13 protein-coding genes are annotated in these 15,217 nt (G+C 71.5%); 7 read left to right on the top strand and 6 right to left on the bottom strand.

Translation table 11 applies throughout. The features are described 5' to 3' along the window. Nucleotides 1-66 precede the first annotated feature (66 nt). Entirely contained in the window at nt 67-582 is a 516-nt protein-coding gene (locus ACZ41I_RS28580) for a GNAT family N-acetyltransferase (RefSeq protein ID WP_363213789.1), read from the bottom strand. Nucleotides 583-621: 39 nt separating this feature from the next. Here ACZ41I_RS28580 and thpR point away from each other — a divergent pair, with 39 nt between their 5' ends. Then, on the top strand, nt 622-1,194 hold the full coding sequence (gene thpR / locus ACZ41I_RS28575) for an RNA 2',3'-cyclic phosphodiesterase (RefSeq protein WP_468515428.1): 573 nt from the start codon (nt 622-624) through the stop codon (nt 1,192-1,194). A gap of 234 nt (nt 1,195-1,428) precedes the next feature. On the opposite strand, the gene ACZ41I_RS28570 is transcribed toward thpR, so the two are convergent. The 3 genes from ACZ41I_RS28570 to ACZ41I_RS28560 all read right to left on the bottom strand — a co-directional run bounded on the left by ACZ41I_RS28570 (nt 1,429) and on the right by ACZ41I_RS28560 (nt 3,842). Beyond that, the gene (locus ACZ41I_RS28570) at nt 1,429-2,430 is read right to left on the bottom strand and encodes an aldo/keto reductase (protein WP_363213791.1); all 1,002 of its coding nucleotides are present in this window, start codon (nt 2,428-2,430) and stop codon (nt 1,429-1,431) included. A gap of 46 nt (nt 2,431-2,476) precedes the next feature. Beyond that, nucleotides 2,477-3,070, bottom strand: a complete 594-nt coding sequence (locus tag ACZ41I_RS28565; protein WP_468515427.1) for a Uma2 family endonuclease — start codon at nt 3,068-3,070, stop codon at nt 2,477-2,479. A gap of 88 nt (nt 3,071-3,158) precedes the next feature. Beyond that, complete coding sequence (locus tag ACZ41I_RS28560; RefSeq protein WP_468320502.1) at nt 3,159-3,842, bottom strand: SGNH/GDSL hydrolase family protein; 684 nt, start codon at nt 3,840-3,842, stop codon at nt 3,159-3,161. 111 nt (nt 3,843-3,953) lie between these two features. On the opposite strand from ACZ41I_RS28560, the gene ACZ41I_RS28555 reads away from it, so the two are divergent. Continuing rightward, on the top strand, nt 3,954-4,949 hold the full coding sequence (locus ACZ41I_RS28555; RefSeq protein ID WP_468515426.1) for a WD40 repeat domain-containing protein: 996 nt from the start codon (nt 3,954-3,956) through the stop codon (nt 4,947-4,949). 88 nt (nt 4,950-5,037) lie between these two features. Here the strand turns inward: ACZ41I_RS28555 and ACZ41I_RS28550 are convergent, their stop codons facing one another. Next, nucleotides 5,038-5,772: a hypothetical protein gene (locus tag ACZ41I_RS28550; RefSeq protein WP_468320496.1), complete on the bottom strand. Its 735-nt coding sequence runs from the start codon at nt 5,770-5,772 to the stop codon at nt 5,038-5,040. A 314-nt stretch (nt 5,773-6,086) separates the two neighbouring features. Here ACZ41I_RS28550 and ACZ41I_RS28545 point away from each other — a divergent pair, with 314 nt between their 5' ends. Next, on the top strand, nt 6,087-6,236 hold the full coding sequence (locus ACZ41I_RS28545; RefSeq protein ID WP_468515425.1) for a hypothetical protein: 150 nt from the start codon (nt 6,087-6,089) through the stop codon (nt 6,234-6,236). Nucleotides 6,237-6,304: 68 nt separating this feature from the next. Beyond that, nucleotides 6,305-7,273 carry an alpha/beta fold hydrolase gene (locus tag ACZ41I_RS28540; protein WP_468515424.1) on the top strand — a complete coding sequence of 323 codons (969 nt, stop codon included), beginning with the start codon at nt 6,305-6,307 and terminating at the stop codon, nt 7,271-7,273. A 103-nt stretch (nt 7,274-7,376) separates the two neighbouring features. Here the strand turns inward: ACZ41I_RS28540 and serC are convergent, their stop codons facing one another. Next, nucleotides 7,377-8,495 carry a phosphoserine transaminase gene (serC, locus tag ACZ41I_RS28535; RefSeq protein ID WP_363213798.1) on the bottom strand — a complete coding sequence of 373 codons (1,119 nt, stop codon included), beginning with the start codon at nt 8,493-8,495 and terminating at the stop codon, nt 7,377-7,379. A gap of 157 nt (nt 8,496-8,652) precedes the next feature. Between serC and ACZ41I_RS28530 the strand changes: the two genes are divergently transcribed. From ACZ41I_RS28530 to ACZ41I_RS28520, 3 genes are all read left to right on the top strand, one after another. Continuing rightward, entirely contained in the window at nt 8,653-11,679 is a 3,027-nt protein-coding gene (locus ACZ41I_RS28530; RefSeq protein ID WP_468515423.1) for an FAD-binding and (Fe-S)-binding domain-containing protein, read from the top strand. After that, the gene (locus tag ACZ41I_RS28525; protein ID WP_468515422.1) at nt 11,676-12,458 is read left to right on the top strand and encodes a metallophosphoesterase family protein; all 783 of its coding nucleotides are present in this window, start codon (nt 11,676-11,678) and stop codon (nt 12,456-12,458) included. Before ACZ41I_RS28530 ends, ACZ41I_RS28525 begins: the two co-directional genes overlap by 4 nt. Nucleotides 12,459-13,122: 664 nt before the next feature. Then, nucleotides 13,123-15,159 (top strand): ABC transporter ATP-binding protein, encoded by a 2,037-nt coding sequence (locus ACZ41I_RS28520; RefSeq protein WP_468320484.1) that lies wholly within the window; start codon nt 13,123-13,125, stop codon nt 15,157-15,159. Nucleotides 15,160-15,217 lie beyond the last annotated feature (58 nt).

Raw genomic sequence — 15,217 nt, 5'->3', positions numbered from 1 at the left:
CACCCGGAGGGGTGCGGGTCGTCGCCGGGCGAGTGCCGCCGCCGCGGCACGGGCAAGGGGACCCCGCTACAGCACCCTGCGGGCCAGCAGCATCCCCGGCCACTTGTCCTCGCCGACGGTGAAGGGGGCGACCCGGGTGAAACCCTGGCTCTCGTAGTACGCGACCAGCTTGCCGTCGTCGCCCGCGTAGCAGTCCACCCGCAGCAGCGATATCCCGGCCCGCCGTGTCTGCTCGGCCGCGTGCGCGAGCAGCGCGGCACCGGCGCCGACGCCCTTGAAGCGGCGGTCGGTGACGAACAGGTGGATGTACCGCTCGGGCTCGTCGGCGGGCTCCAGATACGGACCGGGGGCCCGGCTGAGGGTGAGCGTGGCCGCCGGGACCCCGTCGACCTCGGCCAGGTACGGCGTGCCCGCGGAGGTGATCTGGTGCACCAGTTCCACGGCTCGCTCGTTCGTCGACCACGGCTCGGTGCCCCACTGCCCGGTACGGCCCTGTGAGACCAGCCACTCCACGGCGCTGTCGAGCATGCCGAGGATCAGGGGAGCGTCGCCGGGCCCGCCGGTGCGCATGGTGATCGTCATGTGCTCATCATGCCGACCCGTGTCTGCGAAGGTGAAGACATGAGACTCTTCGCCGCGGTGCTCCCTCCGGAGCGTGTCGTCCATGAACTGGCCGTCGAGGTCGCCCAGTTGAAGAGGCTGCCCGGCGCGGAGCGGCTGCGCTGGACGGACCGCCCGGGCTGGCACTTCACCCTCGCCTTCTACGGCGAGGTCGCCGACGATCTCGTACCGGACCTGTCGGACCGCCTGGCCCGCGCGGCCCGCCGCACGGACCCCTTCGCCCTGGCGCTCTCCGGCGGCGGACAGTTCGGGCGCGGCAAGGCCCTGTGGACGGGCGCCTCCGGCGAGGTGGAGGCGCTGCGGCTGCTGGCCGACCGGGCGGAGTCGGCGGCGCGGAAGGCGGGCGTGCCGATGGGGGAGCACCGGCGGTACAAGGCCCACCTGACGGTGGCGCGGAGCCGGGACTCGGTGGACGTACGGCCCTACGTGGAGGCGCTGCGCACCTTCGGCAGCCGTACCTGGACCGTGGACGAGCTGGTCCTGGTCCGCAGCCACCTGCCGAGGTCCGGGGTGGCGGGGGAGCAGCCGCGGTACGAGGCGGTTGCCCGCTGGGCACTGGGCGGGGCCGGTTAGGCTCGGTCACGTGGACCCGAAAACCCGGAACCGGATCATGGCCGGTGTGCTTGTGCTGATGTTCGTGGTGGTGGCCTTGGCGGCGGCCGTCAAGTAGCCGTTGGTTCGGCTGCCCGAGGGGCGGGGAGTGCGCGTTGTCCGGCGACTGCGAGCCGCCTGAGGCGTGTCGCGCCCGCGCGGCGGTAGCCGCACATCGACACTGCCCCGCGCCCTGGGTCGGCTGCCCTTCCGCTGCTACCAGGCGAAGGCCTCCGGGGACGGGCCCGGACCCGGGAAGATCTCGTCCAGGCCGGCCAGCAGCTCCTCGCTCAGCTCCAGCTCCGAGGCCCTGATCGCCGAGTCCAGCTGTTCTGCCGTACGCGGGCCGACGATGGGCCCCGTCACACCCGGGCGGGTCAGCAGCCAGGCCAGGGCCACCTCGCCGGGCTGCAGGCCGTGCTTGTCGACCAGGTCCTCGTACGCCTGGACCTGGGCGCGGGCGGCGGGGTTCTTGAGGGTGTCGGCGGCCCGGCCGGACGCACGGCGACCGCCCTCGACCTCCTTCCTGAGGATCCCGCCGAGCAGACCGCCGTGCAGCGGCGACCACGGGATGACCCCGAGGCCGTAGTCCTGCGCGGCCGGGATGACCTCCATCTCGGCGCGCCGCTCGGCGAGGTTGTACAGGCACTGCTCGCTGACGAGGCCGTACGAGCCTCGGCGGGCGGCGGCCTCGTTGGCCTGGGCGATCTTGTAGCCGGGGAAGTTGGAGGAGCCGACGTAGAGGATCTTGCCCTGCTGGACCAGGGTGTCGATCGCCTGCCAGATCTCCTCGAACGGCGTGTTCCGGTCGATGTGGTGGAACTGGTAGAGGTCGATGTGGTCGGTCTGCAGCCGCTTCAGGCTGGCGTCCACGGCCCGGCGGATGTTCAGCGCGGAGAGCCTGTCGTGGTTGGGCCAGGCGGGCCGGCCGGGCTGGGCGTCGAGGGCCATGTTGCCGTAGACCTTGGTGGCGAGGACGACCTTGTCGCGGCGGTCGCCGCCCTTGGCGAACCAGTTGCCGATGATGCGCTCGGTGCGGCCCTTGTTCTCACCCCACCCGTACACGTTGGCGGTGTCGAAGAAGTTGATGCCCGCGTCCAGCGCCGCGTCCATGATGGCGTGGCTGTCGGCTTCGTCCGTCTGCGGCCCGAAGTTCATCGTCCCGAGGACGAGTCGGCCGACCTTGAGTCCCGTGCGTCCTAGCTGCGTGTACTCCATGGTCCTCAAGCCAACGGGTTGAAGTGCGCTCCAAGCAAGGGGTGCTTCAGTCGCGGGGGAAGTCGTCGGTATTGAGGACGAGGTCGATCACGGTGCCGGTGAGATCGAGGTCGGTACCGAAGTCCACCTTCGTCGGCTCGTCGTAGTCGCCGCGCTTGGGATCGGTGTAGACGTGGCACCGTCCCTGGTAGGGATCGGCGATGACGTACAGGGGGACCTCGGCCTCCGCGTAGGCGAACCTCTTCGGACCGTAGTCGTTGGCGGCTGTGCCCTCGGAGATGACCTCGGCGACGAACGCGACGTCCTGGTAGCGCCAGTGGCCCGTGTCGTCCTTCTTCGCCGAGTCCTTGAGCAGGGCGACGTCCGGGCAGAAGCCGTTCTCGTGGCCCGGGAAGTCGATGCGGACGTCCGAGAACGCTTTGACCTGCATCCCGAACCTGTCCTCCAACGCCCGCACGATTCGGCGGACGATGACCCAGTGGGTGTCTCGCTGCGGCGTCATATGGACGTTGCCCCCGACGATCTCGACCCTGTATCCCTCGGGGACGGGCATGCGCTCAAGCCGCTCGAACCACTCGTCCAAACGCTTGGTGTTGGCATCGGCGTCGGCCATCTCGATCCTGTCTTCAAGGATGGTCACGGTCGCGCTCCCCCCCCGGCTGCCCACGGACGAGTGCAGCCGCGCGGTTCAACGATACGCACGGTGACCGGGAGACGCCGGAAATCGGTCAACCTGTTCCGGCCGCGTACGCCTGTCCGACCCCCCACGCCTCCCACATCGCCCCCGCGAAGGCCCCCGCGATCCGGTGCTCCCCCCTCGCGTTGGGATGCGTGCCGTCGTAGGTGTCGGTGTGGATGTCGTAGCCCTCCGGCCGCGAGGCCAGCAGGATCGGTGAGCGGGGCTCGTCCAGGTCGGCGACCGTCTTCGCCAGCAGGTCGTTGAAGAGGTCCACCTGCGCGGCGAACGGCTCGTCCACCTCGGCGCGGATGTTCGGGATGACCGGCAGCAGGACCATGCGGATGCGCGGCTCGGCCTCACGGGCCCCCGCTATGAAGGCGTGTACGTTCTCCGCCGTCTGCTCGGCGTTCGTGTAGAAGCCCAGGTCGATCAGGCCCAGCGAGACCAGCAGCACGTCCGCCCGGTGTGCGCGCACCGCCTCGCCGATCAGCGGGGCCATGTGCAGCCAGCCCTCGCCCCAGCCCGCCAGGTGGCGGCACGGGAAGTCGGGATCGGCGTAGGCGAGGGACGCCGGGGCGTCGGCCGCCTTGTCGTAGAGCTCCTCGCGCGGGCCGACGAAGGTGAACGGGCCGTCGTACGCGTCACGCAGATGGCGCCACAGGCGGTAACGCCATGTGTGCTCGCCGGCGCTCCCGATCGTCATGGAGTCACCTACGGGCATGAACCTGAGCATCCGCTCATGATGGACGATCACGGGCACCAGTGGGGTGTGAGGCCCACCACGTAGGACGGACCCCGCGGGCACCCGCCCCGTGACCCCCGGAGGGAATGGCACGCTTGGGGCATGCGTCGATCGTTCGCCGTTCTCGCCGGGGTGCTGCTCGCCGGCGCCTGCGCGCTGCCCGCTTCCGCCGCCGACGGGGACGGTGACCACGGGTTCACCCTCAAGGACCCGCGGATCACCGAGTCCAGCGGGCTCGCCGCCTCGCACCTCCACCCCGGTGTCTACTGGACGCACAACGACAGTGACGACGGGCCGTACCTGTACGCCGTGGACAGCCGGACCGGCAGGACCGTCGCCCGCGTCACGCTCCGGGGCATCGGCTCCCCTCGTGACGTCGAGGCCATTTCCATCGGGCCGCACAACGAGATCTACCTGGGCGACATCGGTGACAACCTCGGCGGCAAGTGGCCGTACGTGTGGATCTACCGGCTGTCCGAGCCGAAGGAGCTGAAGGACCAGACGGTCACCGCGACGCAGTACGTCGTGAAGTACGCGAACGGGCCGCGGGACGCCGAGTCGCTGATCGTCCACCCGAAGACCGGGCGGGTCTACATCATCGACAAGAAGGAGGACGGCGGGCACCTGTACGAGGGCCCGGCCACCCTGACCGCCTCCGGAGCGAACATCTTCAGGCCGATCGCCCCCGTCGACCTCTGGGCCACGGACGCGGCCTTCTCCCCGGACGGGCGGCAGCTCGCCGTGCGCGGGTACCTGGGCGGGATCTACTACGACTGGGACGGCGGCCGGATCAAGCGCGCGGGCCAGCTCGACGTACCGCTGCAGGGACAGGGGGAGGGCGTCACGTACTCCGCCGACGGGAGCACGCTGCTGTACAGCAGTGAGGGGGCGGACAGCGCGGTGGTGGCGAAGGACGCGCCGGGTCGGCCTGCCGCCAAGTCACCTTCCGGGAGCGGACGTTCCGGCACGGCCGGAGCCGGGATCGGCGGCGGGTTCGGGTTCGGGATCGGGGGCGGCGGGGGCCTGGCGGTCGGTGCCGTCGTCGTCGCGCTCGCAGCGCTCGCCCTCCTCGGGGTGCGGGGGCGGCGGCGCGGGTGAGGGTCTGGGCCGGACGGGACCGGGGCGCGTGCGACGGCCGCGGTCCCGTCCACCGGACCCTGAGGCCCGGAACCCCTTGGCTACGGCGTCACTTCACGCACCCGGGCGCCGGGAAGTCCGTCGTGCTCGCGGGGTGACCGCCGCCCTCCATGTTGGTGAGGAGCTCGGGCGCGGGCCCGTAGGGGTCCACGATGCGGGCGACGAAGCCGGCGCTCTTCGGCAGCGCCGGGTGCGCGCGGTTGACGACACCGCCGACGCGCGTGCCGTCACCGGCGTCCTTGAAGAACGCCTCCGGTCCCTTGGGGCCGTTGCTCAGGACGGCGACGGTTCCACCGCCGATGAACTGCTCCTGGATGAGGGTGCAGCCCCGTGCGTCAGGGGTTCCGGCCTTCGGGAGCGTGAAGGTGCGGGTGCCGCCCTCGGCGTCGGTCACCCGCAGCGCGGGAGCGGAGCCGTCGGCACCCACCAGGCGCAGGGCGAGGCCGCGTTCGCGGGCCGTGCGGTGGCCTCGGTCGAGCCCGGTCAGGACGCGGTACATGTAGGCGTCGCCCTGCTGCCAGTGCGGCGGCACGGCGCGGATCCACGCCTCGGGGCCACCGGCGCGGGGGTCGTTGCGCAGGACGGCGACCATGTCCTGGCCGATGGCGACCGCCTTGCCCGCGAAGCGTGCGGACGGAGCGGCGGCGTGGGCGGTGGTGGCGGTGTGCGCGGTGGTGGCGGCCGAGGCGGATGCCGCCGGCAGGAGGGCGGTGGCGCCGACGGCGCTCAGCAGTACCGAGGCGGTCAGCAGTGAGCGCCGGCGGCGTGCGGACACGGTGTGCATGAAGTGCTCCTGGTGACGACGGCCGGACACCGGGTCCGGCGAGACGTGGGGTGGCGACGATGCGACGATATGTGCCGGAATGGCGTATTCCTGTGCCGGAATTGTCACGGAAAACCGACAGGAAACGGAACCCTGATCTCCGTTGTGCGAGATGGGTCCGATGTTCACAAAGTCGACCTCGCTGAGGAGGCCTTGTTTCGAGCGCAATTCGCCGGGGATTTCTGCTGCAATCGCCTTCACCATGGCCGGTGTGATGTGCGGAATCGGCGCGCAGGCCGCCAATGCGGCTCCGGTGGCGAAGGAAGTGCAGTCGCGTGGCGCTGGTTGTGGTGAGCCTGCTGTGGATCACTCAGGACATGGCCGCGTGGGCGACCGCGCTGTGTGCGGCAGGTTCGGGCATGGGAGCGCTCGGGGTGCTGTATTTGGGATGGCGCTGCATTCGCTCACGCGGGGATTCGCAGTGAATTTTCTTCGATGAGAACTGCGCGTTGCGCCAGCAATTTCTTGTATGGTGCAGGCGTATGCTCGCCGCATGGTTGAGCACCGTGTGATCGACGTGAACGGTATCCGGCTGCACATCGCGGAGCAGGGCGAGGGTCCGCTCGTCGTGCTGCTGCACGGCTTCCCGGAGTCCTGGCACTCCTGGCGTCACCAGTTCGGTCCGCTGGCCGCCGCCGGGTTCCGGGTGGTCGCGCCCGACCAGCGCGGATACGGCCGTAGTGATCACCCCGAGGACGTGGACGCGTACAGCATCCTCCATCTCGTCGGGGACGTGATCGGGCTGATCCACGCCCTGGGCGAGAAGGAGGCGTTCGTCGTCGGCCACGACTGGGGCGCACCGGTGGCCTGGCACACCGCGCTGCTGCGGCCCGACGTGGTGCGCGGGGTCGCCGGGCTGAGCGTGCCCCCGCCGTTCCGCGGGGAGCGGCCGCCGCTCGTCGCCATGCAGGAGCGCTTCGGCGGGCGGTTCTACTGGAACTACTTCAACCGGCCCGGGGTCGCCGACGCCGAGTTCGCCGCGGACACCCGTACCGCCCTGCGGAAGCTGTTCTACTCCGCTTCCGGTGACGCCCCCGGCGCCGGCCGCCCGGACCAGGCCCTGGTGGCCGACCCGGAGCGGGGCTGGCTCGCGGACATGACCGACCCGGAGGTGCTGCCGGACTGGCTCACCGAGGAGGACCTGGACGAGCTCGCCGAGAGCTACGCCAAGGGCTTCACCGGCGCCCTGAACTGGTACCGCAACCTGGACCGCAACTGGGAGCTGACCGCGGCCTGGCAGGGCGCGGTCGTCACTGCGCCTGCGCTCTACATGTATGGCGACCGCGACTTGGTCCCGGCCTTCCCGGACACGCCCGAACTCATCGCGAAGCTGCCGGAGTTGATGCCCGATCTGCGCCGGGAGCCGATCCTGCTGCCGGGCTGCGGCCACTGGACGCAGCAGGAGCGGCCCGAGGAAGTGAACGCCGCGCTGATCGAGTTCCTGACGGAGCTGCGGGGCTGAGGCCACCCGTCACATGAGACCGGGGCCACCCGTCACATGAGGAAGGGCGCCCGGTGTGCACCGGGCGCCCTTCGTCGTCGTGGCCGCAGCCCGGCCGCAGCCGCTAGAGCTTCTCGATCACGTAGTCGACGCACTTCGTCAGCGCCTCGACGTCCGCCGGGTCGATCGCCGGGAACATCGCGATGCGCAGCTGGTTGCGGCCGAGCTTGCGGTACGGCTCGGTGTCCACGATGCCGTTGGCGCGCAGCACCTTGGCGACGGCGGCCGCGTCGATCTCGTCGGAGAAGTCGATCGTGCCGATGACCTGCGAGCGCTTGGCCGGGTCGGTGACGAACGGGGTGGCGTACTTGGACTCCTCCGCCCAGGTGTACAGGCGGCTGGACGAGTCCTTGGTGCGGGCCGTGGACCAGGCGAGGCCGCCCTGGCCGTTGAGCCACTCCAGCTGCTGGTTCAGCAGGAAGAGGGTGGCCAGCGCCGGGGTGTTGTACGTCTGGTTCTTGCGGGAGTTGTCGATCGCGGTCGGCAGCGAGAAGAACTCCGGGACGTGGCGGCCGGACGCGTGGATGCGCTCGGCGCGCTCGATCGCGGCCGGGGAGAAGACGCCGATCCACAGGCCGCCGTCGGAGGCGAAGGACTTCTGCGGGGCGAAGTAGTAGACGTCGGTCTCGGCGATGTCGACCGGGAGGCCGCCCGCGCCGCTCGTCGCGTCCACGAGGACGAGTGCGCCCTCGTCGGCCCCTTCGACCCGCTTGATCGGCATGGCGACGCCGGTCGAGGTCTCGTTGTGGGTGAAGGCGTAGACGTCGACGCCCGCCTCGGCCCGCGCCTCGGGGTGGGTGCCGGGGTCGGTGGAGACGACGGTCGGCTCGGCCAGCCAGGGCGCCAGCTTGGCGGCCTTGGCGAATTTCGAGGAGAACTCGCCGAAGCTCAGGTGCTGGGACTTGTTCTCGATCAAACCGTGGGTGGCGATGTCCCAGAAGGCGGTCGAGCCGCCGTTGCCGAGGATCACCTCGTAGCCCTCGGGGAGCGAGAACAGGGAGCTGATGCCCTCACGGACCTGGCCCACCAGGTTCTTGACGGGGGCCTGGCGGTGCGAGGTGCCCAGGAGAGACGTACCGGTGGCGGCGAGGGCGTCCAGCGCCTCGGTGCGCACCTTGGAGGGGCCAGCGCCGAAACGTCCGTCGGCGGGCTTGATGTCAGCGGGGATCTGGATGTCGGCCACGAGTCGGAGGGTATCCCGCTGGGCCAAACCGGGCGCAACCGCGTCCGTCGGATGAGACAAGACCGCCGGACCGTGGACTTGTGAAGTAGTACGACGACATGGGCGGGGCTGTGGAAAACTCTCGGTGACTGTCCGTGAGCGGATGCATCCTGGACGCATGACGGATCACTCGGGTCTCGAAGCGGAGCTGCGCGGCGCCGTCCGGGGCGAGGTCGGTTTCGACACCACCTCCCGGGCGCTGGTCACCATGGACGCGTCCAACTACCGGCGCGTCCCGCTGGGCGTGGTCGCCCCCTCGGACGCCGACGACGTGGCCGCCGCGCTGGAGGTCTGCCGGGCGCGCGGGGTGCCCGTGGTGGCGCGCGGCGGGGGCACGTCGATCGCCGGACAGGCGACCGGCACCGGCGTGGTGCTGGACTTCACCCGGCACATGAACGGCCTGCTGGAGCTGGACCCGGGCACCCGCACGGCCGTCGTACAGCCGGGGCTCGTCCTCGACCGGCTCCAGGAGGCCGCCGCCCCGCACGGGCTGCGCTTCGGTCCGGATCCCGCCACCCACAGCCGGTGCACGCTCGGCGGAATGATCGGCAACAACTCCTGCGGCTCGCACTCGGTGGCCTGGGGGACGACCGCGGACAGCGTGCGCGAGCTGTCCGTCGTCACCGCGCGGGGACGACGGCTGCGGCTCGGACAGGGCTGGGCGGGCGCACCGGAAGGGCTGCGCGAGCTGGCGCAGGGCGAACTGGCCCGCCTGCGCACCGGCTTCCCGGACCTGCCCCGCCGCATCTCCGGATACGCGCTGGACGCGCTGCTGCCCGAGAGGGGCGCGGACGTCGCCCGCTCCTTCTGCGGCTCGGAGGGCACCCTCGGCATCCTCACCGAGGCGGTCGTCCAGCTGGTGCAGGCCCCACGCGCGCGTGCCCTGGCCGTGCTGGCGTACGGCGACGAGAGCGCCGCCGCCGAGGCCGCCGCCGGGCTGCTGCCGCTCGGCCCGCTGACGGTGGAGGGCATGGCGGCCGACCTGGTGCGCTCGCCGGCCGGACTGCCCGAGGGGGGTGCCTGGCTGTTCGTGGAGACCGGCGGGGCGTCGGCGGACGAGGCACGCGCGCATGCGGAGGACATCGTCCGCGCGGCCGACGTGGTCGACTCCCTGCTGGTGACGGACCCGGCCGCCCAGCGTGCTCTGTGGCGCATCCGCGAGGACGCGAGCGGCACGGCCACACGGCTGCCGGACGGCAGCGAGGCCTGGCCCGGCTGGGAGGACTGCGCGGTGCCGCCCGCCCGGCTCGGCGCCTATCTGCGGGACTTCCGCGCCCTGCTGTCCGCCCACGGCCTGCGCGGCACGCCGTACGGCCACTTCGGCGACGGCTGCATCCACGTCCGTATCGACTTCGACCTGCTCACCGGGACCGGCATCGGCCGCTTCCGCCGCTTCTCCGAGGAACTGGCCGACCTGGTGGTGGAGCACGGCGGCTCGCTGTCCGGGGAGCACGGCGACGGGCAGGCCCGCGCCGAGCTGCTGCCGCGCATGTACGGCGCCGAGACGGTCCGGCTCTTCGAGCGGGCCAAGGCGGTCTGGGACCCCGATGACCTGCTCAACCCCGGCATGCTGGTCCGCCCCGCCCCGCTCGACGCCAACCTCCGCTTCTCCGTGCTGCCGCGAGGACCCGTCGACGTGGCCTTCGGCTACCCGGCCGACGACGGCGACTTCCGCGCGGCCGTCCGCCGCTGCGTCGGCGTCGCCAAGTGCCGTACGACCACGGCGGCCGGCCCCGCCGTGATGTGCCCGTCCTTCCGGGCGACCGGCGAGGAGGAGCACTCCACACGCGGCCGGGCCCGGCTGCTGCACGAGATGCTCGCGGGCGAACTGATCGGCGACGGCTGGCGGTCCACGGAGGTCCGCGACGCCCTGGACCTGTGCCTTTCCTGCAAGGGCTGCCGCTCCGACTGCCCGGTCGGCGTGGACATGGCCACCTACAAGGCGGAGTTCCTGCACCACCACTACGCCGGCCGCCGTCGCCCCGCCGCCCACCTCGGCATGGGCCGCCTGCCGCAGTGGCTGCGCTGGGTGGCCCGCACACACACGGCCCCGCTGCTCAACGCCCTTGCCTCCGTGGAAGCGTTGGCCCGCGCCGGCAAGCGGCTGGGCGGAATCGCGGCAGAGCGGGAAGTCCCCCGACTGGCGACGGAGACGTTCACCGGCTGGTGGGGGCGGAGGAAACCGGGCCGGGGTTCGGGTGGTCCGGCGCCGGGGTCGGGTGGTTCTGGGCCGGGCTCGGGTGGTTCCGTGCGGGGAGCGGGTGGTCCGGCGCCGGTGGTGGGTGGTCCGGCGCCGGGAGCGGGTGGTTCGATGCCGGAGGTCGGTGGGTCCGGGCCGGGTGATCTGGTTGTCCTCTGGCCGGACACCTTCACCGAGTATCTGTCCCCGTCCGTCGGCCGGGCCGCCGTCCGGGTGCTGGAGGCCGCCGGCCTGCGCGTGACCCTCCCGCCCACCCTCCGGCCCCGCCGGGGAGCAATCGGAGACGGCCGCACCCGGGCCGCCACCGCACTCCTCGCCGCCCGCCGGGGCAAGGTCTGCTGCGGCCTCACCTATGTCTCCACCGGCCAGCTCGACCGCGCCCGCAGCGTCCTCAAGCGCACGCTCGACCTCATGGAGCCGGTGCTGCGGGCCGGCGTCCCGGTCGTCGTCCTGGAACCGAGCTGCGCGGCCGCTCTGCGCACCGACCTGCCCGAGCTGCTGTCCGACGATCCCCGGGCAGGCCGACTCGCCTCGCTGGTCGAGACGTTCGCTGAGACTCTGGAACGGCACGCCGCGCACTGGACCCCTCCCGTCGTCGGCCGCCCGGTCGCCGGCCAGACCCACTGCCACCAGCACGCGGTACTCGGCGACGCCCCCGACCGCCGGCTGCGCGAGGCCGCCGGCCTCACCGGCGAGCTGAGCGGCGGCTGCTGCGGCCTCGCGGGCAACTTCGGTTTCGAGAAGGGCCACTTCGAGGTGTCGAGAGCCTGCGCGGAGGATCAACTCCTCCCCTCCGTCCGTGAAGCACCCGCGCGGACGGTGATCCTGGCCGACGGCTTCTCCTGCCGCACCCAACTGGAACAGCTGGCCGGGGTGCGGGGGCTGCATCTGGCAGAGGTGCTGGCGCGGGCGCTGGACGACAAGGACACGAGGAGGAGTAGGTGACGTACGAATACGGCAGGTTGGCGGTCCTCTCCGACATCCACGGAGTACTGCCCGCCCTGGAGGCCGTCCTCGCGGAGCCCGAGGTGGCCGCCGCCGACCGCATCGTCCTCACCGGCGACATCACCGCGGGCCCCCAGCCGGCCGAGGTCCTGGACCTGCTGCGGAAGCAGGGCGACCGGGTGCTGTGGCTCGCGGGGAACGCCGACCGGGAGCTGGTGGAGTACCGGCGCGGCGAGCGCTCCGGGATACCCGACCCCATCGGCCCGTTCGCGGCCCGTGCACTGCGCGAGGACCAGGTGGACTTCCTCGCGGCCCTCCCGAAGACCCTCACCCTGCGCGTCCGCGGCCTCGGCACGGTCCTGTTCTGCCACGCGACCCCGCGCGACGACGAGGAACTGGTCCTGGTGGACTCCCGCCCGGCCCGCTGGTCGGAGGTCTTCACCGGCCTGTCGCCCGACATCGGCACGGTCGTCTGCGGCCACACCCACATGCCCTACGTCCGCCTCGCGCACGGCCGCCTGGTGGTCAACCCCGGCAGCGTCGGCATGCCCTACGGCCGCCCCGGCGCCCACTGGTGCCTCCTCGGCCCCGGCGCCGACCTGCGGGTGACGCCGTACGACATTCCGGCGGCCGTCGCCCGGCTGACCGCGGAATGCGCCTACCCGGACATCGCCGAGTGGGTCGACTACTACCTGCACGCCCGGGCGACCGACTCCGAGGTGCTGGCGGCGTGGGGGCCCAAGGACGGGCGGGAGGACTCCGCGTGCGGGCGGACATGACCCTCCCACCGGCACCCGCACCGGCGGCGGCACGGCACCCGCACCGGTGCCGGGGGTCGATCATCCGGGTGTAGCGCCACGCCGGGTGAGGGGACGTCAACCGGTCCACGAGGAAGGACACATCCCTCGCCCGGCTGCCCGCCACACGTCCCCGCGGCTCGCCAGGTCCCCGGCGGGCCCGAAGCGGACCCGCGCGTCCCCGCACAGGGGCGGACGACCAAGGCTGCTCTCAGCTTCATCAGAGAATTCTCAGGTTCGGATGGCGTCTCTCAGCTTTTCCCCAGGTATTCACAGCGCCCCTTTGCAATTTTTGCCGTTCGAGCCGCCGGGTGACGTGTAAGTTCATTGCTGTCGGGTTCCGGACGCGGAATTCGGCACCACCCACGAACAGCACGACATTAGGAGTCGGAATGAGCCTCAAGAAGCTCGCCCCACTGCCCCCGAAGCCGAAGAAGCAGCTGCCCCCGCCGCCTCCGCCGAAGCCCAAGAAGAAGCACGCGCCGAAGCCGCTGCCCGGCCAGGGCCACTGATCCGGCACTGAGCTGAAGGGGGCCGATGGTGCACCGTCGGCCCCCTTTCTCTTACTTCTCGGAAGGTGATTCAGGGAAGCTGATTCGCGGAAGCTGATTCGAGAGGAGAATCAAATGACTGGCGGGGGAATTCAATGACGGGCGGGAGTGATGAGGGTGACGAGTTCGAGTACGAGACCCCCGGAATTTCCGCCCGCACGGCGTTCCGTCGTTTCTGGCCGCTGACAAAAGGGCTCAGGAAATGGCTGCTGCTCGTGTGGCTGTGCACGGTGCTGGCCGCGCTCGCCGAGACCGAGGCCATCCTGCTGTTCAGCGACCTCACCGACCACGCCCTGCAGAAGGGCTCACTGGCCGCGTTCTGGAGCCCGGCGACGAAGTGGCTGGGCATCGCGGTGCTCGGCGCGCTCGTCGCGTACACCGGTAACTCCCTCGCCGCCTGGGCGACCGAGCGGTTCGTGATGCGGCTGCGCGAGCACGTCTTCGACCACGTCCAGCAACTGCCCCCGCACTTCTTCCAACGCCACCGCCAGGGCGATCTGCTCTCCCGGCTGACCAGCGACGTCGAGGCGATCGAGACGATGGTCGTGTCCGGTCTGGTCGGTGCCGCCTCGGCGGCCTTCTCCGCCCTCTTCTACGCGGTCGCCGCGTTCTGGCTGCGCTGGGACCTGGCCGCCGCCACCTTCGTCCTCGCGCCCCTGTTCTGGCTGGCCGCCCGCCGCTTCACCGGTTCCATCAAGGATGTCTCCCGCGAGGGCCGGGTCGCCGACGGCGCGATCACCTCCGTGGTGGAGGAGTCCCTCGGCACCATCGTGCTCACCCAGGCCTACGACCGCCGGGACGCCGAGCGCCGCCGGCTGCACGAGGAGGCGAGCGCCTGGTTCCGCGCCTCGGTCCGCTCCACCCGCCTGAACGAGGCCTATGAACAGCTCGTCCAGGTCATCGAGACGGTCTGCGTGCTCGCCGTGACCGGCATCGGCGCCTGGGAGATCTCCACGGACCGGATGACCCTCGGCCAACTCCTCGCCTTCGCCGCCTTCCTCGGCTACCTCTATCCGCCGGTACGCGGCCTCGCCCAGCTGGGCCTCACCGTCACCGCCGCCACGGCGGGCGCCGAGCGGCTCATCGAGATCCTGGACGTCCGGCCCTCGGTCACCGACCCGCGGCGCCCCTCCGGTGCGGGCCGCCCGGACGGAACCGTCGAGGTCCGGGACGTGACCTTCCGCTACCCGGGCGCCGAGGAGACCGCCCTCAAGGGCCTGACCTTCGCGGTCGACCCCGGCGAGCTGGTGATCGTCACCGGCCCGAGCGGCGCGGGCAAGTCCACGGTGTCCAAGCTCCTGCTCCGCTTCTACGACCCGGACGGCGGAGACATCCTTCTGGACGGCGTACCCCTGCGCGACTTCCCGCTGGCCCGCCTGCGTGAGTACGTCACACTGCTGCCCCAGGAGACCCTGGTGCTGCACGACACAGTGCGCGCCAACATAGCCTGCGGCCGGCCCGGTGCCAGCGACCAGGCCATCGAGGAGGCGGCGAAGGCGGCGGACGCCCATGACTTCATCGTGCGGTTGCCCGAAGGTTACGACACGCAGGTGGACCCCCACTCGGCCCGCCTGTCCGGCGGTCAGCTCCAGCGCCTGGCCATCGCCCGCGCCATCCTGCGCGACTCCCCCGTCCTGGTCCTGGACGAGCCGACCACCGGCCTGGACGCGATGGCCGCCCGCCGCGTCGTCAAACCCCTGCGCCGCCTGATGGCCGGCCGTACGACGATCATGATCACTCACGATCTCAACCTCGCCCCCGACGCCGACCGCATCCTCGTCGTCGACCGGGGCCGGATCGTGGAGATCGGCCGCCATGACGAACTCCTCGCCCGCGGCGGGGCCTACGCACGGCTGCACCGCTCGCAGAACAACGCGACGATGGACACCGGCGAGCTGCGCATGCCGCTGTGGGAGGACGTCCAGCCGCAGCCGCAGCCGGACCCGCACTCGCAGCCGCACCCGGACCCGCACCGGCACCCGCAGCCGCACCCCCCGGCACCCGGCCATGGGACCCACGCACCCGCAGGCCCCTGGGCCCCGCCCGCCCAAGAGCCGTACGGAAGCGTTCCCTCGTACCTCGCCGACGGCCGCCCCCTCTTCCGTGACGAGCAGGTCGGGCCGGGGATCTGACCGCGCCGGAGTTCCACCATCCGGGACAGTGCCGTAAAGGGTTTACGCTCCTGTCGAA

It is taken from the genome of Streptomyces sp. NPDC030799 (assembly GCF_055572255.1).
Note: the sequence above shows the minus strand (reverse complement) of the source record. Positions and strands in the feature narration are given on the sequence as shown.

Excerpts from the sequence above, each read along its gene's own strand:
- ACZ41I_RS28580 (WP_363213789.1), bottom strand. The coding sequence starts at position 582 with ATGACGATCACCATGCGCACCGGCGGGCCCGGCGACGCTCCCCTGATC.
- thpR (WP_468515428.1), top strand. The coding sequence starts at position 622 with ATGAGACTCTTCGCCGCGGTGCTCCCTCCGGAGCGTGTCGTCCATGAA.
- ACZ41I_RS28570 (WP_363213791.1), bottom strand. The coding sequence starts at position 2,430 with ATGGAGTACACGCAGCTAGGACGCACGGGACTCAAGGTCGGCCGACTC.
- ACZ41I_RS28560 (WP_468320502.1), bottom strand. The coding sequence starts at position 3,842 with ATGCTCAGGTTCATGCCCGTAGGTGACTCCATGACGATCGGGAGCGCC.
- ACZ41I_RS28555 (WP_468515426.1), top strand. The coding sequence starts at position 3,954 with ATGCGTCGATCGTTCGCCGTTCTCGCCGGGGTGCTGCTCGCCGGCGCC.
- ACZ41I_RS28550 (WP_468320496.1), bottom strand. The coding sequence starts at position 5,772 with ATGCACACCGTGTCCGCACGCCGCCGGCGCTCACTGCTGACCGCCTCG.
- ACZ41I_RS28540 (WP_468515424.1), top strand. The coding sequence starts at position 6,305 with ATGGTTGAGCACCGTGTGATCGACGTGAACGGTATCCGGCTGCACATC.
- ACZ41I_RS28530 (WP_468515423.1), top strand. The coding sequence starts at position 8,653 with ATGACGGATCACTCGGGTCTCGAAGCGGAGCTGCGCGGCGCCGTCCGG.
- ACZ41I_RS28520 (WP_468320484.1), top strand. The coding sequence starts at position 13,123 with ATGACGGGCGGGAGTGATGAGGGTGACGAGTTCGAGTACGAGACCCCC.